At 69.1% G+C, this 22718-nt stretch carries 21 protein-coding genes; 11 read left to right on the top strand and 10 right to left on the bottom strand.

The genetic code is table 11. The annotated features are described in order from the left end of the window. Window positions 1–2: 2 nt before the first annotated feature. The 6 genes from AC1DW3_RS16080 to AC1DW3_RS16055 all read right to left on the bottom strand — a co-directional run bounded on the left by AC1DW3_RS16080 (window position 3) and on the right by AC1DW3_RS16055 (window position 5216). Window positions 3–1352, bottom strand: coding sequence for an MFS transporter (locus tag AC1DW3_RS16080; protein WP_477932651.1), 1350 nt, complete (start codon window positions 1350–1352; stop codon window positions 3–5). Further along, window positions 1349–1852 (bottom strand): gluconokinase, encoded by a 504-nt coding sequence (locus AC1DW3_RS16075; RefSeq protein ID WP_477932649.1) that lies wholly within the window; start codon window positions 1850–1852, stop codon window positions 1349–1351. The genes AC1DW3_RS16080 and AC1DW3_RS16075 overlap by 4 nt, the downstream gene beginning before the upstream one ends. Before the next feature lie 96 nt (window positions 1853–1948). Then, window positions 1949–2677 carry a LytR/AlgR family response regulator transcription factor gene (locus AC1DW3_RS16070; protein ID WP_477932647.1) on the bottom strand — a complete coding sequence of 243 codons (729 nt, stop codon included), beginning with the start codon at window positions 2675–2677 and terminating at the stop codon, window positions 1949–1951. Beyond that, window positions 2674–3738: a sensor histidine kinase gene (locus tag AC1DW3_RS16065; RefSeq protein WP_477932645.1), complete on the bottom strand. Its 1065-nt coding sequence runs from the start codon at window positions 3736–3738 to the stop codon at window positions 2674–2676. The genes AC1DW3_RS16070 and AC1DW3_RS16065 overlap by 4 nt, the downstream gene beginning before the upstream one ends. Window positions 3739–3748: 10 nt before the next feature. Continuing rightward, on the bottom strand, window positions 3749–4474 hold the full coding sequence (locus tag AC1DW3_RS16060; protein WP_477932643.1) for a LiaI-LiaF-like domain-containing protein: 726 nt from the start codon (window positions 4472–4474) through the stop codon (window positions 3749–3751). Between the two features lie 187 nt (window positions 4475–4661). After that, window positions 4662–5216, bottom strand: a complete 555-nt coding sequence (locus tag AC1DW3_RS16055; protein WP_477932642.1) for a phasin family protein — start codon at window positions 5214–5216, stop codon at window positions 4662–4664. 170 nt (window positions 5217–5386) lie between these two features. Between AC1DW3_RS16055 and AC1DW3_RS16050 the strand changes: the two genes are divergently transcribed. Continuing rightward, complete coding sequence (locus AC1DW3_RS16050; protein WP_477932640.1) at window positions 5387–6322, top strand: histone deacetylase family protein; 936 nt, start codon at window positions 5387–5389, stop codon at window positions 6320–6322. Here the strand turns inward: AC1DW3_RS16050 and AC1DW3_RS16045 are convergent. Beyond that, on the bottom strand, window positions 6300–7835 hold the full coding sequence (locus AC1DW3_RS16045) for a methyl-accepting chemotaxis protein (RefSeq protein ID WP_477932638.1): 1536 nt from the start codon (window positions 7833–7835) through the stop codon (window positions 6300–6302). The two genes, AC1DW3_RS16050 and AC1DW3_RS16045, sit on opposite strands and share 23 nt — an antisense overlap. Before the next feature lie 72 nt (window positions 7836–7907). Next, window positions 7908–8369, bottom strand: a complete 462-nt coding sequence (locus tag AC1DW3_RS16040; protein WP_477932637.1) for a cache domain-containing protein — start codon at window positions 8367–8369, stop codon at window positions 7908–7910. Between the two features lie 138 nt (window positions 8370–8507). Here AC1DW3_RS16040 and AC1DW3_RS16035 point away from each other — a divergent pair, with 138 nt between their 5' ends. The 5 genes from AC1DW3_RS16035 to AC1DW3_RS16015 are packed head-to-tail and all read left to right on the top strand — an operon-like array spanning window position 8508 to window position 12745. Next, complete coding sequence (locus AC1DW3_RS16035; RefSeq protein ID WP_477932635.1) at window positions 8508–8948, top strand: acyl-CoA thioesterase; 441 nt, start codon at window positions 8508–8510, stop codon at window positions 8946–8948. Continuing rightward, on the top strand, window positions 8945–9658 hold the full coding sequence (locus AC1DW3_RS16030; protein ID WP_477932633.1) for a nitroreductase: 714 nt from the start codon (window positions 8945–8947) through the stop codon (window positions 9656–9658). The genes AC1DW3_RS16035 and AC1DW3_RS16030 overlap by 4 nt, the downstream gene beginning before the upstream one ends. Next, a complete protein-coding gene (locus tag AC1DW3_RS16025; RefSeq protein ID WP_477932631.1) occupies window positions 9658–10983 on the top strand; it encodes a sodium:proton antiporter in 1326 nt (441 codons plus the stop codon). The genes AC1DW3_RS16030 and AC1DW3_RS16025 overlap by 1 nt, the downstream gene beginning before the upstream one ends. Then, complete coding sequence (locus tag AC1DW3_RS16020; protein WP_477932629.1) at window positions 10971–11954, top strand: 2-hydroxyacid dehydrogenase; 984 nt, start codon at window positions 10971–10973, stop codon at window positions 11952–11954. The genes AC1DW3_RS16025 and AC1DW3_RS16020 overlap by 13 nt, the downstream gene beginning before the upstream one ends. Next, entirely contained in the window at window positions 11951–12745 is a 795-nt protein-coding gene (locus AC1DW3_RS16015) for a hypothetical protein (protein ID WP_477932627.1), read from the top strand. The genes AC1DW3_RS16020 and AC1DW3_RS16015 overlap by 4 nt, the downstream gene beginning before the upstream one ends. Here the strand turns inward: AC1DW3_RS16015 and AC1DW3_RS16010 are convergent. Continuing rightward, the gene (locus AC1DW3_RS16010; protein ID WP_477932625.1) at window positions 12737–14248 is read right to left on the bottom strand and encodes an FAD-binding oxidoreductase; all 1512 of its coding nucleotides are present in this window, start codon (window positions 14246–14248) and stop codon (window positions 12737–12739) included. The genes AC1DW3_RS16015 and AC1DW3_RS16010 overlap by 9 nt on opposite strands. Before the next feature lie 100 nt (window positions 14249–14348). Here AC1DW3_RS16010 and AC1DW3_RS16005 point away from each other — a divergent pair, with 100 nt between their 5' ends. Together AC1DW3_RS16005 and AC1DW3_RS16000 are read left to right on the top strand one after the other, a co-directional pair. After that, window positions 14349–15716 (top strand): DNA recombination protein RmuC, encoded by a 1368-nt coding sequence (locus tag AC1DW3_RS16005; protein ID WP_477932623.1) that lies wholly within the window; start codon window positions 14349–14351, stop codon window positions 15714–15716. Beyond that, a complete protein-coding gene (locus AC1DW3_RS16000; protein WP_477932621.1) occupies window positions 15713–16891 on the top strand; it encodes an MFS transporter in 1179 nt (392 codons plus the stop codon). Before AC1DW3_RS16005 ends, AC1DW3_RS16000 begins: the two co-directional genes overlap by 4 nt. On the opposite strand, the gene AC1DW3_RS15995 is transcribed toward AC1DW3_RS16000, so the two are convergent. Further along, a complete protein-coding gene (locus tag AC1DW3_RS15995) occupies window positions 16888–18714 on the bottom strand; it encodes a right-handed parallel beta-helix repeat-containing protein (RefSeq protein ID WP_477932619.1) in 1827 nt (608 codons plus the stop codon). The genes AC1DW3_RS16000 and AC1DW3_RS15995 overlap by 4 nt on opposite strands. Window positions 18715–18815: 101 nt before the next feature. Here AC1DW3_RS15995 and AC1DW3_RS15990 point away from each other — a divergent pair, with 101 nt between their 5' ends. The 3 genes from AC1DW3_RS15990 to AC1DW3_RS15980 form a co-directional block, all read left to right on the top strand. Continuing rightward, entirely contained in the window at window positions 18816–21830 is a 3015-nt protein-coding gene (locus tag AC1DW3_RS15990; RefSeq protein WP_477932618.1) for a CHAT domain-containing protein, read from the top strand. A 10-nt stretch (window positions 21831–21840) separates the two neighbouring features. Next, complete coding sequence (locus AC1DW3_RS15985; protein WP_477932616.1) at window positions 21841–22452, top strand: FecR family protein; 612 nt, start codon at window positions 21841–21843, stop codon at window positions 22450–22452. Next, on the top strand, window positions 22449–22718 hold a 270-nt coding region (locus AC1DW3_RS15980; protein WP_477932614.1), incomplete at its 3' end, for a hypothetical protein. The genes AC1DW3_RS15985 and AC1DW3_RS15980, both read left to right, overlap by 4 nt.

Genomic DNA, 22718 nt, shown 5'->3' with positions numbered 1-22718 from the left:
GGTCAGGCGGTGATGGTTTTGCGGGCGGCCAGGTCGGCCTGGATGCGCGCCATGGTCGGGTTGTCCAGCGTGTAGAACATCATGATGACGGCGGCCAGCAGCGTGAAGCTGGCCGGGATGACGGACATCAGCCAGACGATGCCGGCCTGGGAGTCGGCGGACTGCGCGGCATTGGGCACATAGCCCAGGGTCGTGAACAGCGTCCCGATGACGCCGACGGCGACGGCCGTGCCGAGCTTTTGCGCGAAGGAGCTGGCCGCGAAGGTCATGCCCGTCGCGCGGCGGCCATTGCGCCATTCGTTGTAGTCGGCCGAATCGGCCAGCATGGAGAAGGACAGCGGCGACTTGGGGCCCAGCACCAGGCCGAGCGCAATCTGCAGCGCGTACATCAGAGCTATCTGGTCGGCGTCGACGAACAGGAAGGCGGCCGACAGCACGGTGGAGGCGAACATCAGCCCGATCATCAGCCGGCGCTTGTCGATGAAGCGCGTCAGCAGCGGCGTGCAGGCCGTCCCGGCGGCCGCAGCCAGCAGATAGGCCGGCACGAAGGTGGCGAGCAGCTCAGGCCGGTTGACCACGTATTTGAAGTAGTAGGCCGCGCTGGTCATGCGCAGCGTGATGCCGCCCATGATGATCAACGCCAGGAAGAACAGCAGGATCCAGGGCCGGTTGCTGCGCAGGTCGGCCAGGTCCTGGCGCACGCTGGAGGGCTCGGCCTGCGTCGGCTGCACGCGCTCGGTGGTGGCGCTGAAGGTGATGGCGAAGATGATGGCCGCTGCGAGGCCCCAGAACACCATGGTCAGCGACCAGCCCAGGGCGTTGTCGCCACCGCCGAGCCAATGCACCAGGCGCGGCGACGCGGCCGTGACGATGGTGCCGCCCGCGAAGCCGGCGACGAAGCGCGAGGCGTTGATGGCGTTGCGCTCCTTCGCGTCGCCCGACAGCACGCCCGACAGCGCGCTGTAGGGCAGGTTGACGCTGGTGTAGAGCGTCATCAGCAGCAGATAGGTCAGATAGGCCCAGGCCAGCTTGCCCGTGGGACCGAAGTCGGGCGTGGAATAGGTCAGCACGCCCACCACGGCCAGCGGCAGCGGCATGAAGAGCAGGAAGGGCCGGAACTTGCCCCAGCGCGTCTGCGTGCGGTCGGCCAGCGCGCCGATCATGGGGTCGGTGAAGGCGTTGAAGATCTTCACGACGAAGAGCATGGTCGCGGCGGCCGCCGCCGTGATGCCGAAGGTGTCGGTGTAGAAGATCAGCAGGAAGGTCGAGATGTTGGTCCAGTAGAAGTTGAACCCCATGTCGCCCAGGCCGTAGCCGACGATCTCGCGGCGGGTGAGCGGCTTGGCATTCATGTCTGCAGCCATTGGCAGACCTGGATCTGCAACTCGCTCAGCGGCGCGAGCGCGTCCAGGTGCAGCACTCCCGGCTCGCCGACGGGCGATTCCAGCGTGTCGAACTGGCTGTCGACGAGGGTGACCGAGAAGAAGTGGCCGCCGCGTGTCTCGATGCGGCGCCTGGCCTCGGCCTTGTCGATGTCCAGGAAGGCGAAGCGCAGGCCGGGCGAGGCCTGGCGGAGCTGGTCGCGGTAGCTGCGCTTGAGGGCCGAGCAGGCCGCCATGGCGCCGTCGCTGTGGTGGCGCAGTTGCTCGCACAGGCTGGCCAGCCAGGCGGCGCGGTCCTGGTCGTTCAGCGGCAGACCCTCGGCCATCTTGCGGCGGTTGGCCTCACCATGGAAATCGTCGCCCTCCAGCCAGACGCGGCTCAGTTGCGCAGCGACGGCAGCGCCCAGCGTGGATTTGCCGCTGCCGGCGACGCCCATGAAGACGAGGGAAGCGGGCGCAAAGTGAGTCATGGGGAGGCGGAACGCGGGCGGATTCAGGACTTTTGGATAGCGCTATCCTACTGCGAAGACCCTCCGGATCAGCTCCGTGTTTTCCCGCCGCAGCCTTCAGAGCACCCCGCGCAGTTTGTCGTAGCCGCTGCGGCTGACGGGAATGCGCTTGCCGTTCTTCATGCGTGCAACATGGGCGTCGCTGTCGGTCTTCTCCAGGCCTTGCAGCGCGCCCAGGTTGATGATGAAGGAGCGATGCACGCGCACGAAGCGCGTCGGGTCCAGCCGCTCTTCCAGCTCCGAGATGCGCTGTGCCTTCAGATGCTCGTGGCCGGCGCTGTGGAAGGCGACGTTGTCGGCCTGGGCCTCGATGTAGTCGATGGCCTCGACGGCCAGCACCTGCATGCCCCCCTCACGTTCGGTATCGCGCACCAGCACGCGGGCCAGCGGTTGCGGCGCGACAAGCGCTTCCAGCCCCGGCTGCGGCTGGCCGCGCAGCAGGCGGGCGCGCTCCAGCGCGGCGTCGAAGCGGGCTTGCGTGAAGGGCTTGAGCAGATAGTCCACCGCGTGCAGCTCGAAGGCGCGCATCGCATGCTGGTCGTGCGCCGTCGTGAAGATGACGCCATCGCGGCGGCCGGTCAGCTCCAGCACCTCCAGGCCGGTCAGGCGTGGCATCTGGATGTCGAGGAAGACGAGGTCGGGCTTGAGTTCCGTAATGGCGCGTGCCGCGTCCAGGCCGTTGTCGGCCTCGGTGGCAATGGCGATGTCGGCATGGGACTTCAGAAACTCGCGCAGCAGACGGCGGGCCAGGGGTTCGTCGTCGGCGATCAGGACTTGCAGCGTCATGGGGTCTGGCTCTCGAAGGGGATGCTGATTTCTACCGCGAAGCCCTCGGGTGTCGGGCCCCAGCTGACGCGGGCGCGGTCGCGGTACTGCGCGGCCAGGCGTTCGCGCAGATGGCGCAGGCCGTGGCCGAGGCCGGGCTCGCGAGTGGGTTCGGCGGGCACCGGGTTGCGCACGGCCAGGTGCAGCCAGCCATCGCGCACCAGGGCCTGGATCTGCACCAAGCCACCGTCGCTGAGCGCCCGCAGGCCGTGCTTCAAGGCGTTCTCGACGAGGGGCTGCAGCGTCAGCGGCGGCAGCAGCGCGGCCAGCGTGTCGGGCGCGGCATCGACGGCGCTGCGCAGCTTGTCGCCCAGGCGCTGGCGCTCGATGGCGAGGTAGTGCTCGATCAGGCCCAGTTCGTCTTCCAGGCGGATGCGCTCCTGGCCGGCCAGGGCCAGGGTCTGGCGGAAGAAGTGAGCCAGAGCTATGGCCATCTGCCTTGCGGACGCGGGGTCGAAGCTCGTCAGCGCGCTGATGGAGTTCAGGCTGTTGAACAGGAAATGCGGGTCGATCTGCAGGCGCAGCAGCTGCAGCTCCATGTCGCGCGCCAGCAACCGCGCCTCGGTCTCGCGCAGCGTCGCCGCCTGCGTGGCTTCGACGGCGAGCAGCACATCGTGGGCGAGCATGGCCAGCAGGAACCAGCCCAGGCAGGCGACGAAGGTCATCACCCAGCCGATGGGGGGCAGGGCGACCAGGCCGGCATCGCGACCCAGGGCCAGGCCCGTTGCATTCCAGCCCGCGGCCAGYGCCACCGCGGCACCGGCCAGCAGCAGCATGGCGGCCGCGCGCGATGCGATGGCCCCCGGCCAACGGCCCGGCCCGAAAGCCTGGGCGCGGCAGACGTAATAGAGCGACAGCGCCGCAAAGGCGAGCAGGACGGTAAGCGGCAGCGCCCACACCAGTGCCCAGCCCAGCGGTGCCCGGTCCGTGGCCGCGAGCAGGCCGGCCAGCGCCAGGCCGGCCAGCATTGCGGCCACCAGATAGGTGGCCAGGCCGCGCCAGTGGGTCAGCAGAGGGTGCACGCGGTGCGCGTCAGTTCTTGATCTCGACGGCGCCGAAGGTCGCTTCGCCGCGCACCACCAGGCGCTGGGTCGGGTTCATCGGCGGCACGGTCTTGTCCTCGACGCCACCCAGCGTGGGAGCGATGTCGACGACGACCTGCCAGTCGCGCGGCACGCGCAGCTCGACGCCGCTGAAGCGGGCCGAGATCTCCAGCACGGCCTCGGGGCCATCCATGACCGCCTGGCGCAGGTCCAGCTCCACGCCACCGAAGTGCACGTCGATGCGGCCGCCCTTGAAGCTGCGGGAGTCGTTCTGCTGGGTGACGCCGCTGAAGCTGGCGTCGATGTTGACGCGGTCGCCATGCTCCAGCGAGGAGGTGTCGGGCGTGTCGGCTGCCTGGCGACGATAGCGCGGGAACAGGCCGCGCATGAGGATGGACAGGCCGGCCAGGATGATGATGACGGGCCACCAGTCGCGTGGGCGGAACTGCATATAGCCGAGGTGGTTGGCCGTCATCACGACGCCGAACACGACCAGCGCCAGGCCGAACAACCACTGCCCGGCGTGGCGGCCCGACACCATGCGGCCCAAGCCGAACAGCGACAAGGCCAGCGGCCAGAAGGTCTTCAGCAGCGGCAGGTCGAAGAAGTGCAAGTTGTCCAGCAGTGCCAGGATGCCAACGCCGACGACGGCGACGCCGAAGACGATGCGGTGGCCAGCGTGGTGATGACGGCTGCGGATGCGTTGGGCGTGCATGAGGCGGTTCCCGGTCTTGTCTTTGAACTGGGCGTCAGTAGACCTCGGCTTGCGGGCGGTCGCGGCCGCGAATCGGTGAATCGACGCCGGCCGCCGACGAATCGACAGGCCCGTTCGTGAACGGCACGCCAAAAAGAAAAAGCCCGGTGCGTGTGCACCGGGCTTTCGGGAGGCAGAAGCCTGTGGCTTAGGCGGCGCGCTTGCTGGCGCGGGTCGCGGTCTGCGTGGCCTTGACGGCTTGCGACGTGGCGGCCTGGAAGTTGGACTCGGCCACTTCAACGGCTTGCTTGGTGGCCTTCTGGACCGACTCGAAAGCGTTGTTGGCAGCGGCGACGGCCGACTTCACCAGGGCGACGGCGTTCTCGGTGCCGGCCGGGGCGTTCTTGGCGGCGTTGTCGACGACGGCGGTGAAGCTCTTCTGCACATCGGCGAACTTGGCTTCAGCAGCCTTGGCGACTTCGGCGCCGGTGCTGGAAGCGATGTCGTAGATGTGGCGGCTGTAGGAAGCGGCCTTCTCGGCGGTCGGCTGCAGCAGGGCGGCTTGCAGGGACAGCAGCTCTTGGGCGTCCTTGACGGACAGGGCGGCAGCGGTGGTGTCGGCGGCTTCGCTCAGGGCGGTGCGGGCGACTTGCAGGTTCAGCTCGACGAGCTTCTCGACACCTTCAAAAGCCTTGTTGGTCAGGCCGAAGAGGGTTTCGACATTGGCCTTGTGGGCGGCGAGGACTTGTTCAGCGGTCAGCATGGTGTTACTCCGATTTCAGGTGGTTGAACCGTTTGCTGTGCTTCTTTTGCTGCACTGCAACATGAACTGAATGATAGGGGTCCGGCGCCAGATTGCAAGAACTATTTTGTGCAGTGCAGCAAATTAGGGGTGTCGACCTGTGACAAAGGCCCCGGGCTATCGTGGCGGACATGCTGGCCTTTCATTCCGACGCCCACAGCCTGGCGCTGCCACCTGGGCATCGTTTCCCGCAATCGAAGTACCGCCTGTTGCGGGAGCATTTCGAGCGCGAGCCGGGGCTGCTGAGGATGCAGCCGGCGCCGGCCGCCACCGAGGGCGAGTTGGCCCTGGCCCACACGCCCGACTATGTCGACGCGGTGCTGCTCGGCCGCCTCAGCGCCGCCCAGCAGCGCGAGATCGGCTTCCCCTGGTCCGAATCCATGGCCGAACGCTCCCGCCGCTCGGTCGGTGCCAGCATCGCCGCGGCGCGGACGGCGCTGCAGGAGGGCGTCGCTGCCAACATGGCCGGCGGCACCCACCATGCCTATGCCGACAAGGGCTCGGGCTATTGCGTCTTCAACGACGTCGCCGTGGCGGCGCGGCTGATGCAGGCCGAATGGGCGAGGGGGCATCGCAGCCTGCTGCGCGTCCTCGTCATCGACCTGGACGTGCACCAGGGCAATGGTACGGCGGCCATCTTCCGCGACGACGACACGGTGTTCACCTTCTCCATGCATGGCGCGCGCAACTTCCCCTTCCGCAAGGAGGCGAGCGACCTGGACGTGGACTTGGCCGACGGCTGCGGCGACGCCGACTACCTCGCCGCGCTGGACACCGCCCTGGACGAGGTCTGGTGCCGCATCCGGCCGGACCTGGCCTTCTACCTCGCTGGGGCCGACCCCCACGAGGGTGACCGGCTGGGGCGCTTGAAGCTGAGCTACGCRGGCCTGGCCGAGCGCGATAGCCGCGTGCTGGACGCGCTGCGCGAGCGCCGCGTTCCGGTCGCCTTGAGCATGGCGGGAGGCTATGGCCACGACCTGGCGACGACGGTCGCCGTGCAGGTGAACACCTTGAATCTGGCCGCCCAGTCCTGGGCAAGCTGGCTCAGCGCACGCGGAAGCGGCTGACCACCTGCGCCAGGCGCTGGGCCTGTTCACGCAGCGACTCGGCCGCCGCGGCGCTTTCTTCGACGAGGGCGGCATTCTGCTGCGTCATGTCGTCGACCTTGGTCACCGCCTGGGTGACGTCGTCGATGCCTCGGCTCTGGGCCACGGCGCTGCTGCTGATCTCGCCGATGATGTCGCTCACGCGCTGCACGGCGCCGACGATGTCCGTCATCGTCGAGCCCGCGTCCTGCACGAGGCGGGCGCCGGACTCCACGCGCTCCACGCTCGCGCCGATCAGCGTCTTGATCTCCTTGGCCGCCGCGGCGCTGCGGCCTGCCAGGCTGCGCACCTCGCCGGCCACGACCGCGAAGCCGCGGCCCTGCTCGCCGGCGCGCGCGGCTTCCACGGCCGCGTTCAGCGCCAGGATATTGGTCTGGAAGGCGATGTCGTCGATGACGCCGATGATGTCGCCGATGCGTTTGCTGGAGGCGGTGATGTCGTTCATCGTGTCCACCACCTGCTGCACGACGCTGCCGCCGCGATGGGCCACCGTCGCGGCACTGGTGGCGAGCTGGTTGGCGGTTTGGGCGCTGTCGGCGCTCTGGCGCACCGTGCCGGTCAGCTGGGTCATGGAGGAGCTGGTGATCTCCAGGCTGGAGGCCGTCTGCTCGGTGCGCTGGCTCAGGTCCTGGTTGCCTGAGGCAATCTCGGCCGATGCGGTGCGGATGGAGTCGGCCACCAGCATGACCTCGCCGACCGTGCTGCCCAGCTGTTCGCACATCTGGTTCAGCGCCCGCATCAGGCCGGCCAGTTCGTCCTTGCCCTGCGGTGTGGCGCGCTGCGTCAGATCACCCGCCGCGACGGCTTCGGCCAATGCCAGCGAGGCGTTGACGTCGGCCGCGATCTTGCGCTGGTTGACGAGGAGCAGGCCCATGCCCATGCCGGCGGCCAGCAGCGAGACGAGGGCAAACAGCCAGGCGCGTTTATTGGCGTAGGCCTGCTGGGCATCGGCGGCGGTCTGCTGGTCGGCCCCCATGCTCTGCACGATCTTGGCGGTCAGCGCCGCCACTTCCTTGTAGCGCGCCTCGGCGTCCTGCATCGCGGCGACGCCGGTGTTGGGGTCGACCGAGGCCAGGTCGATGGCGGCATCGGCCTTGGCCAGATAGGCCTTCAGCAGCGGCAGCGTCGCGTTGATGTGGACGTCGGTTTCGGGAGGCGTGGCCTCCATCTCGGCCAGCGTGGTCAGCGTGCGGGTGAGGCCGTCGACCTGGGTCTTCAGCTGGGCGCGCAGCACCTTGACCTTGGCATCGTCCAGCGAGGCGATCAGTGCGATGGTGCGATAGACACCGCCGTGCATCTCGCCCACCTGGGTCTGCACGGCCACCGTGGTCATGAAGACGTCATTGCGCTGCTGGCCGGCTTCGTTGGAGGCGACGACCTCGCGCAGGGACAGCATGCTGTTGCCCAGGCCGATGGCCAGCACCACGGCGAGCGCCGCCATCGGCGGCAGCAACATCTTTGAAGCCAGCTTCATCTTCAGCCTTAGTCAATGGCCGCCGGGGCGGGCCCGGCGGCAGGGCAGCAATGGCCGGCCATGCGGCGCGCTTTACTTGTAGATGCCGCCGCAGACGATGGTCTCGTCCAGTCGCTCGCAGTACATCTGCTTGGGCTCGATCTTCTTCGTTGCGGGGTTGGTGAACTTGTAGTCCTGCCAGAAGCCCTTGGGGCTGGACTTGCCGAGTTCGACGCGCTCGCGGATGAAGGCCTTGCCGTCGATGTCCTTGAGGTCGATCAGGTCGCGCCCGACCTGCTTCTCGTTCGCACCATGGGCCAGGCATTTGCCGTCCATGCCGTAGACGACGATGTAAAGGTCGGCCTTGACGAACTGCGGGTCCTTGGCGGTGATCGCGGCATAGGCCTTGTCCTTGCCGTTGGCCTTGATGAAGGTCACAGCCTTCTTGACGGTGGCCACCGCGTCGTCCTTGGTCGCGTTGTCGGCCAGCGCGGACTGGGCGCCGAAAACGGCCGCCAGTGCAAATGCAAAACCCACTACTCGGAATCGGTTCATGCGAGCTCCTTGCCAGCCGTTGTGAAATCGTTGTCTAACGGCCCAGTGTCGCTCCGGAAATTCACATCGTGCAAGTGCATAAGCCGCAATCGGCCCAGTAAAGCAGAGCCCGCGGACGTGCATGGAAGAATGCCCCCCATGACGACCCGCCCCCAGCCCGACGCGCGCGACGCCTACCCGCGCTTCGTCTCCCTGACCACCCGGTGGATGGACAACGACGTCTACGGTCACCTGAACAACGTCGTCTACTACAGCCTCTTCGACACGGCCGTGAACAGCTTGCTGATCGAGGCCGGCGCGCTGGACATCCACGGCGGCGCGGTCATCGGCCTCGTCGTCGAGACGCATTGCAACTTCTTCGAGTCGCTGGCCTTCCCGCAGCGCATCGAGGCCGGCGTGCGCGTGGCCCAGCAGGGCCGCTCCAGCGTGCGCTATGAGATCGGCCTGTTCGCCGAAGGCTCCGCCACCTGCGCGGCGCGGGGTCATTTCGTGCATGTCTATGTCGACCGCGACAACCGCCGCCCGGTGGCCGAGTTGCCCGCTTCCTACCTCACTGCCTTGAAGACCCTGACGCCATGAGCCGTTTTGTCCAGCCGACTCCCGAGCAGACCGCCGCGGTCGATGCCGCCATCAAGACCCGGCACTCGCTGCGCGCCTTCCTGCCGACGCCGGTGCCGCGCCAGACCGTCGAGGACATCCTCGAGGTCGCGTCCTGGGCGCCCTCGGGCACCAACACCCAGCCCTGGCAGGTGCATGTGCTGACCGGTGAGGCCCTCAAACGCACGGCCGGCCGCATCCAGGCCACCTATCTCGACGCCGCGCAGAACGCCGCCCACAAGGAGGAGTACGCCTACTACCCCACCGAGTGGCGCAGCCCCTACATCGACCGCCGCCGCAAGGTGGGTTGGGATCTGTACGGCCTGCTGGGCATTGCCAAGACCGACAAGGCGCGCATGCAGCACCAGCATGGCCGCAACTTCATCTTCTTCGACGCACCGGTGGGCCTGATGTTCACCATCGACCGCGTCATGCAGCAGGGCTCCTGGCTGGACTACGGCATGTTCCTGCAGAACATCATGGTCGCGGCGCGCGCGCGCGGCCTGCACACCTGCCCGCAGGCGGCCTTCACGCAGTTCCACCGCGTCATTGCCGAGGAGCTGCAGCTGAGCGATGAGCAGATGGTGGTCTGCGGCATGTCCATGGGCTATGCCGACCCGGACGCTGTCGAGAACAGCCTCGTCACCGAGCGTGCGCCGGTGGCCGAGTTCACCCGTTTCCTGGAAGACTGATGGCGCTGTCAGGTGCTGAACTCGGCCTGGCCTGGGCCACGCCGTTCGCTGGCCTGCTGCTGTCGATTGCCGTCATGCCATTGGCGGCGCCGGCCTTCTGGCACCACCACTTCGGCAAGATCGCCGGGGCGTGGACGCTGGCCCTGCTGGTCCCGTTTTCGCTCAGCTTTGGACTGGGGGAGACAGGCGGGGTGCTGGTGCACACGCTGGTCGAGGAATACCTGCCTTTCACCATCCTGCTCGGCGCGCTGTACACGACGGCTGGCGGCATCTTCATCCGCGGCAATCTGCATGGCAGCCCGGCGCTGAACTCGGGCCTGATGCTGCTTGGCGCCGTGCTGGCCAGCTTCATGGGCACGACCGGCGCGTCCATGCTGCTGATCCGGCCTCTGATCCGCGCCAACGACAACCGCCGCCACAACGCCCATGTCGTCGTCTTCTTCATCTTCATCGTCAGCAATGTCGGCGGCTCGCTGACGCCGCTGGGCGATCCGCCACTCTTCCTCGGCTTCCTGCAGGGCGTCAGCTTCTTCTGGACGGCCGGCCAGCTGCTGCCCGAGACCTTGTTCCTGCTGGCCAGCCTGCTGGCGGTGTTCTGGGTCATCGATGCCTGGCTCTACCGCAAGGAAGGCATCACGCCGGCCGACCCGACGCCCGATGCGCCGAAGCTTGGCCTGGAAGGCACCATCAACCTGCTGCCGCTGGCTGCAGCCGTCGGCCTGGTGCTGATGAGCGGCACCTGGAAGCCCGGCATCGTCTTCGACCTCTGGGGTACGCCTTTGCCGCTGCAGGCCCTGGTGCGCGACCTGGGCCTGGCCGGCGTGACGGTGCTCTCGTTGTGGATCACGCCTGCCGGCGTGCGCGAGAAGAACCGTTTCAGCTGGGCGCCGATGGAAGAAGTGGCCAAGCTCTTCATCGCCATCTTCCTGACCATGGTGCCCGTCATCGCCATGCTCAAGGCCGGCCCGGCCGGCGTGTTCGCCCCGCTGGCCGCCATGCTGGATTCGCCCACCGCCTATTTCTGGCTGACCGGCGGCCTGTCCTCGGTGCTGGACAACGCGCCGACCTATCTCGCCTTCTTCAACCTCGCTGGCGGCAACGCCCAGACATTGATGGGCGAGGGCGCAGAAGTGCTGGCTGCCATCTCCGGCGGCGCCGTCTTCATGGGCGCCATGACCTATATCGGCAACGCGCCCAATTTCATGGTCAAGGCGATCGCCGAGGAGCGAGGTGTCAAGATGCCGAGCTTCGGCGGCTATCTGCTCTGGTCGGGCGCGGTGCTGCTGCCGCTACTTTGCGTGATGGCGTGGATATGGATGCATTGAAGGTCTTGATTGCCCGGCGGGCACCCGCGGATGTGGTGCAGAAGCTGTCGGCTCGTTTCGATGTGGACTTCCATCAGGGCGAGGCGCCGTTGAGCCCGGACGAGCTGCGCGCACGCTTGGCAAGCAAGGCCGGCGCCTACATCACCGGTACCGAGCGCATCACGGCCGAGTTGCTCGACGCCTGCCCTGGGCTGAAGGTCGTCTGCACGATGAGCGTCGGCTACAACCACATCGACCTGGCCGCCTGCACGGCGCGCGGCGTGCTCGTCACCAACACGCCCGACGTGCTGACCGAGACGACGGCCGACTTCGGCTTCGCGCTGCTGATGGCCACCGCGCGCCGCATGAGCGAGGGCGAGCGCCTGCTGCGCGATGGGCGCTGGAAGAGCTGGGCCTGGGACTTCCTGGCCGGCTCCGACGTCTATAACTCGACGCTGGGCATCCTCGGCATGGGCCGCATCGGCCAGGCCATTGCGCGGCGCGGCCGCTTCGGCTTCGGCATGAAGGTCGTCTATCACAACCGTTCGCGGCTGCCGGCAGAGACCGAGGCCGAACTCGGTGCGCGCTACCTGTCCAAGGACGAGTTGCTGCGCCAGGCCGACCACCTCATCCTCGTGCTGCCGTACTCGGCCGAGTCCCACCACTGCATCGCCGCGGCCGAGATCGCGCTGATGAAGCCGACGGCCACCCTCGTCAACATCGCCCGTGGCGGCATCGTCGACGAGAACGCACTGGCCGAGGCGCTGCGCGAGAACCGCATTGCCGCCGCCGGCCTCGATGTCTTCGAGGGCGAGCCCCAGGTCAACCCGGCCCTGCTGACCCTGCCCAATGTCGTGCTGACACCCCATATCGCCAGCGCCACCATGCCCACGCGAAATGCGATGGCCATGCTGGCCGCCGACAATCTTGTCGCGGCCCTCACTGGCGCCGCGCCGCTGACGCCGCTGAACCCCCAAGTCATTCCTGCATGAACCGCCGCCTGATCTGCCTGCTGTCCCTGTTGCCCGCACTGGCCTTCGGCCAGTCGCTGAAGAACAAGCAGCCCCCGCTGCCGACCCAGCCCGTCGTCGAAGACAAGACGCCGCGCGACCCCAACAAGTTCGCGGTGCTGTCCCTGCTCGGCGACAACGTGCAGCTCATCTCCCTGAGCCCGGCGCGCGGCGACACGGTGCAGTCGGGCGATTGGACGGCCTCGCCCGCGGGCGGCCTGGACAACGCGGTGCTGCAGGCCCTGAACGGCGCCATCACGGCCTCGGGCAAGGACCGCGAGGTCAAGCTCTACACCTCGGGCACGCGCAGCCTCTTCGGTGATCCGGCCAACCTCTTCGTCGATGGCAAGCTCAGCCTGCCCGGCAAGCTGGGCGAGGCGGTACGCCAGAGCGGCGCGGCCAAGCTGCTGCTCGTCACCCGCAGCCGCCAGGAGCCGGCGCTGGCCGCTGCGCTGCCGGCGCGCATCCTCGCGACGCTGGAAGGCCCGGGCTTTGTGCTGGATCAGCGCCCCGGTGCCCAGATCGGCTTCGATGGACAGCCGGGCCAGCCGGTGTTCGCGCCCTATGTGTCCATCCGCGTCGCCCTCATCGACCTCAGCGACCTCAAGCTCAAGCGCGAGCAGTCGCTCGCCGTGGCCAGCCGCCTGGCGGTGGCCGCCGAGGCGGCTGCCAACCCCTGGGCCGCGACGACGACCGAGCAGCGCGTGAAGGCGCTGGAGGCCTTGATCGAGGCCGAGCTGCCGCGCGTGGTGTTGCCGCTGGTCTCAAACTAGCTCGGGCAGGGCCTTGAACAGGCCCGCCGGGTCCCAGGCCTGCTTGATCTGGCGCAGCCGCGCGAGGTTGGCGCCGTAGCAGGCCTCGGACGGCCTGGCCAGCAGGCCGTCCAGATAGTTCACATAGGCGCCGCGGCTGCTCCAGGCCTGCATCGTCGTGCGCATGCCGTGGGTCCAGGTCGCGGCCTCGTCCAGCGTCGCCGCCGCTGCCGTCACCGGGAACTCGGCCAGGTATTGGGCGCTGAAGAGGGCGCGGCGGTGCGCGAAGGCCGTGGCATCGGGCGCGACGCGGGCGATCGCTCCGCCCATCAGGTTCAGCAGCACCGCACCAGCGCGGCCGCTGTCGCGGCGTTGCTGCAGGGCTGTGCCCAGGGCGGCGATGCCGGCGGCGTCCAGCGGCGTGTCGAAGTAGTCGGAACTGGCGGCCATGGCGACGCGGCCCAGCCGGCCGCTGGCGTTCTGGCTGGGCAGATGGCATTGGGCGCGGCTCAGCGCGGCGCAACTGCCGAGCATGACGTCGCGATACGTGCGCGCCTGCAACGTGGCATCCGGCGGCGTGCGGCCGATGCGGGCCAGCAGGCCGCTCCAGTGCGGCTGCACGCCGGCCGCATCACCGATGGCGATGCCCCACAGATAGGCGCCCTGGCCCGACAGCGCGAGCTGGGACCAGACCGTGTCCGGCAAGCTCTGCGGCCAGGCCTGCCAGGCCGCCATGACGGCGGGCAGCTCGCTCAGCGCGAAGCTGGCACCGAACTGCGTCAGCGGCGCGACGGCATGGGTCTGGAAGGTCAGCGACGTGACGAGGGCCACCTGGCCGCCGCCACCGCCGCGCAGCGCCCAGAAGAGGTCGGGCCGCTGCGTGTCGCTGCATTCGAGCTGCTGGCCGTCGGCGGTGACGACGCGGGCCGACAGCAGCGCATCGCAGGACAGGCCGTGGGCGCGATCCAGCACGCCGATGCCGCCGCCCAACGTGATGCCGGCGATGCCGACGCTGACGCAACTGCCCGAGGGGATGCAGCGGCCGGCCGTGATCAGCGTTTCGTAGACGTCGGACAGCTTGGCGCCGGCGCCGACGGTGGCGCGTTCGCCGTCCAGTTGCACGCCGTCCATGGCGCCCACGTCGAGCAGCAGGCCATTGCTGGCGATGCTGGCGCCGAGATAGCTGTGGCCGCCGCTGCGGGCGGCAAAGGCGAGCTTCTGCTGTTTGGCGAAGGCGAGGGCGCTGGCGACGTCGGTCGCGCTCGCGCAGCGCGCCACGGCCAGTGGCAGTTGGGCGTCGTAGCGGGYGTTGGCGCCGCGACGCAGGCGGTCGAAATCGTTTTGCGCCGGCAGCAGCAGCTGGCCCTGCATCTGCCGCGAAAGGCTGTCCCAATCCGGCCCGGCGGGTGGTGCCGGTGCCGGTGCCGGTGCGGGGGAGGGCGCCGGTGCAGGGCTGCCACCGCCTCCGCAGCCGCTCAAGGTCGCTGCACCACCCAGGCCCAAAACAAAACGCCGTCTTTCCATCGTCGCCTCAAGATGCCAATGAAATACCAGATGGTCGACTTTACGTGATACCAATAACATACCAATGAAAGCGATTGCGGACCGGGCGACAATGGGCCGCATGAGCCTGTTCGACGTGTTGCTGCTGGGCCTGATGGCCCTGGTTTTGGTGTTGCTGGTGTTGATCTGGGCTCGCCAGAAACCGCAAACCGGCGTGGCACCGGAGCTGCTGCAGAGCAACGAAAGGCTGGAGCGCGAGCTGCGCGACGAGCTGGGCCGCAGCGCCAGCGGCACGCGCCAGGAGCTGGTGCAGGGCCTGGCCCAGTTCCAGCAGGTGCTGGCGCAAGGCCTGCAGGGCAACAGCAACTCGCAGGCCCAGCAGGCGCTGGCCGCCCGCGAGGCCCAGGACGCCGCCGCCTTGCGCAGTGCCCAGGCCCAGACCGAGGCCATGCAGCGCCTGACCGAGGCGATGCGCGAGCAGCTCAAGGCCATGTCGACGAACAACGAGCAGCGCATGGCCGAGCTGCGCCACACCGTCGAGCTGCGCCTGACCAGCATCCAGCAGGACAACGAGAAAAAGCTCGAGCAGATGCGCGCCACCGTTGACGAGAAGCTGCACGCGACGCTGGAGCAGCGCCTGGGCGAGAGCTTCAAGCAGGTGGCGGATCGCCTGGAGCAGGTGCACAAGGGCCTGGGCGAGATGCAGAACCTGGCGCGCGATGTCGGCTCGCTGAACCGCGTGCTGACCAATGTGAAGACGCGCGGTGTCTTCGGCGAGGTGCAGTTGGCAGGCCTGCTGGACCAGGTCTTCACGGCCGAGCAGTACGCGGCCAATGTGGCGGTGCTGCCCGGCTCCAGTGCGCGGGTCGAGTTCGCGGTCAAGCTGCCCGGCCAGCGCGACGACGGCCAGCCGCTTTGGCTGCCGATCGATGCGAAGTTCCCGCGCGAGGACTACGAGCGCCTGCTCGATGCCCAGGAGCGCGCCGACGCCCCCGCTGCCGACGCCGCGGGCAAGGCCATCGAGGGCCGGCTGCGGCTGGAGGCCAGGACCATTCGCGAGAAATACATCGGCCCGCCGCACACGACCGACTTCGCCATCCTGTTCGTGCCCACCGAGGGCCTCTATGCCGAGGCGCTGCGCCGCCCCGGCCTGATGGAGGCCCTGCAGCGCGAACACAAGGTCATGCTCTGCGGCCCGACCACGCTGCTGGCCACGCTGACCAGCCTGCAGATGGGATTCCGCACGCTGGCGCTGGAGAAGCGCTCGGCCGAGGTCTGGGAAGTGCTGGGTGCCGTCAAGACCGAGTTCGGCAAGTTCGGCGACGTGCTGTCCAAGGTGAAGAAGAAACTCGATGAAGCGGGCAACACGCTGAACGACGCCGAGGTGCGCACGCGGGCGATGACGCGCAAGCTCAAGGGCGTGGAAGCCCTGCCGGATGACGCGGCCCAGCAGTTGCTGCAGCTCAGCCTCGGCGAGGACGCCGAGTGACTGCAAGCAGCGGTGGCACGCCCAACCCCAAGAGCCTGCGCCATGCCTTCGTGTGGCTGATCGCCACGCTGATCTGCGTGCATGCCTGCATGGCCGTCACGCGCGTGACGGCCAGCCTGTGGGTGCTCAACCGCGGCTACGGCGAGGCCTCGGTCGGCCTGCTGCTCAGCCTCTTTGCCGTGGCGCCCATCGGCCTGTCGCTGTGGGCCGGCCGCCTGGCGGACCGGCACGGCTTTCATCGCCCGGTCGGCATGGGCGTCATCATGGCCGGCGTGGGCGCCTTGCTGGCGCTGACGGTGCAGCAGCTCTGGGCCATTGCCACCGGCTGCCTGCTGTGCGGCGGTGCGGTCGCGGTGGCGGCCGTGGCCATGCAGCGCGAGGCCGGCCTGATGGCCGACGAACCGGGCGAGCTCAAGCGCATCTTCAGCTGGATGGCCCTGGGCCCGGCCCTGTCCAACGCGCTGGCCCCCGTCATCGCGGGCCTGCTGATCGACCATGCCGGCATGACGGCCGCGTTTGGCTTTGCGGCGCTGCTGCCGCTGCTGGCCTGGGGCCTGGCCCAGAAGGTGCCGCGCCATCTGCCGGAGCCGCTGACCAAGAGCTTTCGCGAGCGCGCCGCCTGGCAACTGTTCCGGCTGCCCGCCTTCCGGCGGCTGATCCTCGTCAACCTGGTGCTGTCGGCCTGTTGGGATGCGCACAGCTTCGTCGTGCCCGTGGTGGGCCATGCGCGCGGCCTGTCGGCGGTCAGCATCGGCATCGTGCTGGGCAGCTTCGCGGCCGCGGCCACCTGCGTGCGCCTGGCCATCGTGCGCTTTGCCGACGACCTCGACGAGGTCAAGGCCCTGCGCACGGCCATGGTCGTCGCGATGCTGACCTTCATGGCCTATGCCTGGCTGCCCGGCACGGGCGGCCTGATGCTGGGCTCGGCGGTGCTCGGCGTCGCGCTGGGCTCGGTGCAGCCCATGATCCTGGCCATGCTGCATCACGTGACGCCGCCCGACCGTCACGGCCAGGCCCTGGGCCTGCGCATGCTGACCGTCAACGGCGCGACGGTCGCGATGCCCGCCGGCTTTGGCATCCTCGCCGCCGCCACGGCCCTGGTCGCGCCGATGTGGTTGATGGCGTCGTTGCTGCTGGTGGCGCAGCTGCCGGCCAGGCATCTGCGCCAGGGCTAGTTCTTCGGCGCCGGGTTGCACTTGAGCGGGAAGCCGGCCTCGCTGGACGGGCTGCAGATGTTGCCGCCGCCGTCCACGATGGCGTTGCGCAGCGAGGGGTCGAAGTAGGGCGGCTTCTGTGCCGTGCCGAAGTCGTTGTTCTTGAAGATGTTGTTGGTCAGGTGGAAGTCGGCCGGCTGGGGCAACTGGTCGTGCATGCCCTGGCTGCAAGCCTCCTTCACGCCGAAGGCGAAGCTGAGGTTGAAGTAGGCCGCCCAGGCCTGCGGCCCGGAGATGGCATCGCGCATGCTGTTGTTCTCGAAGCGGTTGTTCTCCAGGCGCACCGCGGTGTCGGCGGGGAAGATCTTGTCCTGGTCCCAGCCGGCCGGCCGCAGGCAGTAGGCGCGGAAGAAGGCGAAGAGCTGGCCGCTGCGCTCGACGACGTTGTCGAGGAACTGGGTGTCGTGCAGGCTGGAGAAATACCAGCCGCCGATGCCGCAATAGGCCGCGTGCGTGATGCGGTTGCCCTGGATGACGGCGTTGTTCATGTCGCCGACCCATTCGATGCCGCAATCCCAGACGTCGGTGATCTGGTTGTTCCTGACCACGGCCGACGCTTCGTCGCCCAGCACGATGCCATCGTCGGCGCCATTCCAGCTGGCCACCTTGGAGTCCCAGCTGCCGTCTAGCTGATTGCCGATCACGCGGTTGTTGCTGCCCATATTGAGCACCAGCAGCGCGGCCACGACCTCGTTGGGCACCGTCTTCACCTTGTTGTTGGAGATCGTGGAATTGCTCGCGTAGTAGTGCTGGTAGGAGCCCGTCAGCTGGTTGCCGTCGAAGCGCAGGCGTTCGACGTTCTGCACGTTGAAGATGCTTGGCTGCGCCAGGTCACCGGGCGAGATGGCGTTGTCGGTGATGCTGAGGTCGCGGCTCTTGCGGATGTCGTTCCAGCCCGCGCGGATACGGCAATGCCGCAGCGCGACGCGGTCCGCGTTGGTGATGTGCAGCGCGTGGACGCCGAGCGCGTGGATCGTGTTGGCAATCTCATGGTCGGCGCAGTCCAGCAGCACATCGCTGGTGTCGTGGATGTCGATGCAGGGTTTGCCGTCGTCGCGCATCGCGGCGATGTCGCGGTCCAGCGTGTAGCTGCCGGGCTGCGTGATCTCCTGGCAGCTCGTGATCAGCTTGGGCGACTTGGCGGCGATGGTGATGCGGCTGGCCTGGCTCTGCACCGAGCCGGCGGCGTTGCTGATCTGGGCCGAGATGCGCGCGCCGTCGTCGCCGTAATGCAGGGCGGCCATCGTATAGCTGGACGCCGTGGCGCCTGTGATGGGGGCGCCGTCGCGCAGCCACTGCACGGTCAGCGGCTGCGAACCGCGCACCTCGATGCTGAAGCTGCGGCTGGCGCCCGCCTCGGCCTGCGTGGTGGCGGGCAGGTCGGTCTGCAGGCTGATCGCGATGGCCCGCACGCTCAGCGTGACGGCCGTGCTCGTCGTGCTGCCGGCAGCATTGCTGACGGTGACGCTGAACTGCGCGCCATGGTCGGCCAGTTGCGCGGTCGACAGGGACAGCGTGGCCGATGTGGCGCCGGCGATGGGCGCGCCGTTGCGCGACCACTGGTAGCTCAGCGTGCCCGTGCCCTGGGCCGACACGCTGAAGCTCGCGACGGCGCCATCGTCGACGGTCAGTGCCGCAGGCGCGGTGGTGATGCTGGGCGCGGTGGCCTGCACAGGCGGAGGGGGTGGCGTGCCGCCGCCACCGCCACCGCCACCGCCGCAGGCCGTGACGAGCAGCAGCAGGGCGCAGCTGCGCAGCCGGCGTGCCAAGTCGGAAAGCGTCATGGGAACTCCCTGAAGTATTTTTTTGCGGCGCGAGTATCCGGGCAGACCGCCTGCCGCCGCTTCCGCTGAAGCCCTAGCATTCCTTCGCAGGAGGTGGGGGCATGAGGATTTACAAGTTCTGGCTGGGCGGCCTGCTGCTGGCCGCGGCGTCCTTGGCCCTTGCCCAGGTGGAAGACGAGGACGACGGCGAGGCCCCTGTCGCCATGGCCGCGGCCGAAGCCCAGGCCCTGCTGAACCAGCCGCTGCCCGCCGAGCCCGCGGCCCGCTATGCGCTGCTGCAGCGCCAGGCCCGCGCGGCGCAGGCGCTGGAGCAGCGCGGCAAATATGTAGAGCTGCTGCGCGAACTCGCCACGCTGGGCCGCAGCCAGCCCGGCGGCGAGATCTGGATCCGCCAATACCTCAGCGCCGAGTTCATCTGGGGCAGCTCGGGCCAGTCCATGGTGGCGGCGGACGCCTTCGCCAGCGACACGACACTGAGCCTGCCCACGAGGGCGGCGGCCGCGTTGCGCCACGTCTACGCGCTGGCTCAGGCGCGCGACCGCGCGGTCATGGAGCGCATGTGGTCGCGCGCGCAGAGCCTGGTCAAGCAGGCGCAGGAAGCACTCGGAGACCGCGACCCGGCGGCGACGCTGCGGCTGCGCGTCGACCACCTGCAGGTGCGCTCCGAGATCGAACGCTGGGAGGGGCGACTGGGTGATGCCGTGGCGACGATGCGCGAGGCCGTGCGCCTGGCGCAGAAGGGCGTGGAGGACGCACGCAAGCTTCCCGGCGGTGGCCAGCGCCCGCCACGCGACCCGGCCGTGCAGGATGCCTATGGCTGGTATGACGGCTCGCAGGGCATGCTGGTCTATGCCCTGGTGCGCCACGGCCGCGCGCCCGAGGCCATCCAGGTGGCGCAGGGCAATCTCGCGCTGTGGCGGGCCGGCCAGTTGAGCGAGGCGCTGGGTGCGCGCTGGAGCTACCGCCTCGGCCAGGCCCAGGTGGCCGCCCGCCAATACGCTGCGGCGCTGGAGAACGCGCAGCGGGCCGACGACATGCTGCAGCGCTCCGGCGCCAGTGCTGCCAGCCACACGCGCTGGCTGGCGCGCCAGGAGCAGGTGAGGGCGCTGATCGGCCTGCGCCGCTGGCCCGAGGCCGATGCCTTCTACCGCGACTTCCTGGCCAGCTTGCCGGCCGACAGCCTGGCCAGGGACCGCGCCAGCGACTGGCGGCTGCGCGCGCTGCTGGCCGCCAAGAACGGCCGTTTCGACGAGGCCATGGACGCCGTCGAGCGCATCCTGCGCTACCGCCAGCGTCTCTACGGCGAGGCCCACCCGCAGACGCAGGAGGCCAGCGGCGTGCGCGCCCTCGTGCGCCTGCTCAAGGGTGACATGGCCGGCGCGTGGAGCGACTACCAGCCGCTGTTCACGGCCTTGCTCGACAGCCCCGGCGGCTGGCAGGACCTGGACCTCAACGGCGCCCGCGGCTTCGTGCTGGGCCTGGCCTTCGACGAGTTCCTGCGTGAAGTCGGCGCCCGGGCCTTGCGTGGCGAGACCTTGGAGCCCGCGTGGACCGACCGCGCCATGCAGGTGGCCGACCGCCTGCAGGCCGGCGCCGCCCACCGCGCGCTGACCGATGCGACCGCTCGCCTGCTGGCCGCCACGCCGGCCCTGCGCGGCCTGCTGGAAGAGGAGGCCAATCTGCGCGCCGCCGCCAGCTCGCGCAACGGCGCCCTGGCCACCCAGTTGAGCGAGGAAGACCGCCTGCGTCGCCGCAACGGCAGCGAGGAGACCAAGGCCGAGTTGAAGGCCTTGCCGGATGCCGAGCGCAAGAAGAGGCAGAAGGCCATGGCCGACGAGCTTGCTGCGCTGCGCGAGCAGGTGACGGCGGGGCGTGAGCAGGCCCAGGCCGCGCGCGAGGCGCTGAACGCGCAGCGCGAGCGCGTCGCCAAGGCCTACCCGGCCTACGCCGATCTCGTCACGCCCACCTTGCCGGGGCCGGCCACGCTGCAGAAGCTGATGTCGCCCGGCGAGGCCCTGCTCGTCCTGCAGCCGCTGGAGGGCGCGACGCTGGCCTGGTGGGTCACGCCCGGCGCGCCGACACGCTTCGCGGCCTCCAGCATCGGCGCGGCCGGCTGGGCCGACAAGGTGGCACAGATCCGCGCGGCACTGGACCTCAGCACCGGACGGTCGCCGACCTTGCCGGTGGCGGGACTGCAGGAGGTCTGGCGCGAACTCGTCGCGCCGCTGCAGCCCGGCGCCGACGTGAAAAGCCTGCTTGTCGCGGCCGACGGCGCGCTGGCCGCGATGCCGTTTGCCGCCGCGCTGACCTCGGCCGAGCCCGCTGCCTTCGTCGCCCGCCGCATGGCCGTCACCCAGCTGCCTTCGGCCGGCGCCTTGTTCGCGCTGCGCCGTGCGGCTGCACCGGCGTCGGCGGCCAAGCCGCTGTTCGGCGTCGGCGACCCGCAGTTCAAGTCCAGCGCCAAGCCCGGTCGCGCGGCATTGGGAAGCGGCGCCACCAAGTACGACGCCGCCTGGGGTTTCAGCTATGGCGACATCCCGCCCCTGCCCGAGACTCGCGCCGAGCTGACAGCGTTGGCCAAGGCTCTGGGCGCGAACGCCCAGGCCGATCTGCTGCTCGGCGCCGCCGCCACGCGTGAGGCCGTGCTGGCCGCGCCGCTGGCCGACCGCCGCATGGTCGCCTTCGCCACGCACGGGTTGATGCCGGGCGAGCTGCCCGGTGTGTCCAAGCCGGCGCTGGCCCTGGCTCCAGGCAAGGACGCGGGCGCGTCGCCGCTGCTGGAACTCGACGATGTGCTGACGCTGCGCCTGAACGCCCAGGCCGTGCTGCTGTCGGCCTGCAACACCGCCGCCGGCGAGCAGGGCGGGGCGGCCATGTCGGGCCTGGTTCGCGGCTTCTTCTTCGCCGGCAGCCGTTCCGTGCTGGCCACGCATTGGGCCGTCGAGACCTCGTCGGCCGCGGCGCTGACGTCAGCCACCTTCTCCGCGAAGGCCCCGCGCGCCGAGGCCCTGCGCATGGCTCAAATGGGGATGATCGAGGGAACTCTCGGTGGCGGCCGTTGGACGCATCCGTTCTACTGGGCCGGATACGCCCTGTTTGGTGATCCGAGTCGATAGGAGTCTTGAAATGCGTGCCCTGGTCTTGTGTCTTTCCCTGCTGAGTTCAGCGGCCTTTGCCCAGCAGGCCTGCGAGGTGCTGGCCGTCAGTGGCGAGGCGCAACGAGTCGACGGCAAGGCGCTGGCGGTGGGCGACAAGCTCGACGTCGGCACCACGCTGCGCACCGGCGCCGCCGGCCGCGTGCGGCTGAAGTTCACCGACGGTTCCGTCCTCGTGCTGGCCGACAAGAGCCAGTTGCGCATCGAGGTCTTCAGCGCCTCCGCCGGTCAACCGCGCACCGCCGAATTCCTGCTGGAAACCGGCCTCATCGGCCAGCGTGTGACGCCGTCCGTCGGTGGCAATTGGCGGGTCCGCACGCCGACCGCCGTGACGGCCGTGCGCGGCACCGAGTTCAGCGTCGAGGTCGGCGATGACCGCGCCACCGCCGTGCATGTGAAGACCGGCGAGGTCGATGTCGAGCCCGCCGGCCCGCAGACGCGGGGCATCAAGCCGCGCTACCCGGTGCGTCTGCAGAAGGCCCTCAACGGCACCCGTTGCGACGCCAGCCAGTGCGTTTCCGCCGTGGCCTGGACGGCCGACAAGGTGCAGCGCCTTGAACAGCGCCTGGGGTCTCTGGATTGAGACGCGCAGCAGGCTTGGGCTATCTGCTGATCGGCCTTGCGGCCGCGCTGCTCGGCTTCGCCATGCTGGCGGGGCGGGCCGACATGCCCGTCCTGGAACGGCCCGACCAATGGCAGCTGGACTGGCAGATGGGCTGGCGCGGGCCGCTGGCGCCGGGCGCCGAGCTGCCGCTGCTGCTGGTGCGCGTGGACGACGCCGCGCTGGAGGCCCTGGGCGGCCGCGTGCCCGACCGTGCCGAGATCGCCCGCGCCGTGCAGGCCCTGCAC

The organism is Roseateles sp. P2_H4 (assembly GCF_056403315.1).
Note: the sequence above shows the minus strand (reverse complement) of the source record. Positions and strands in the feature narration are given on the sequence as shown.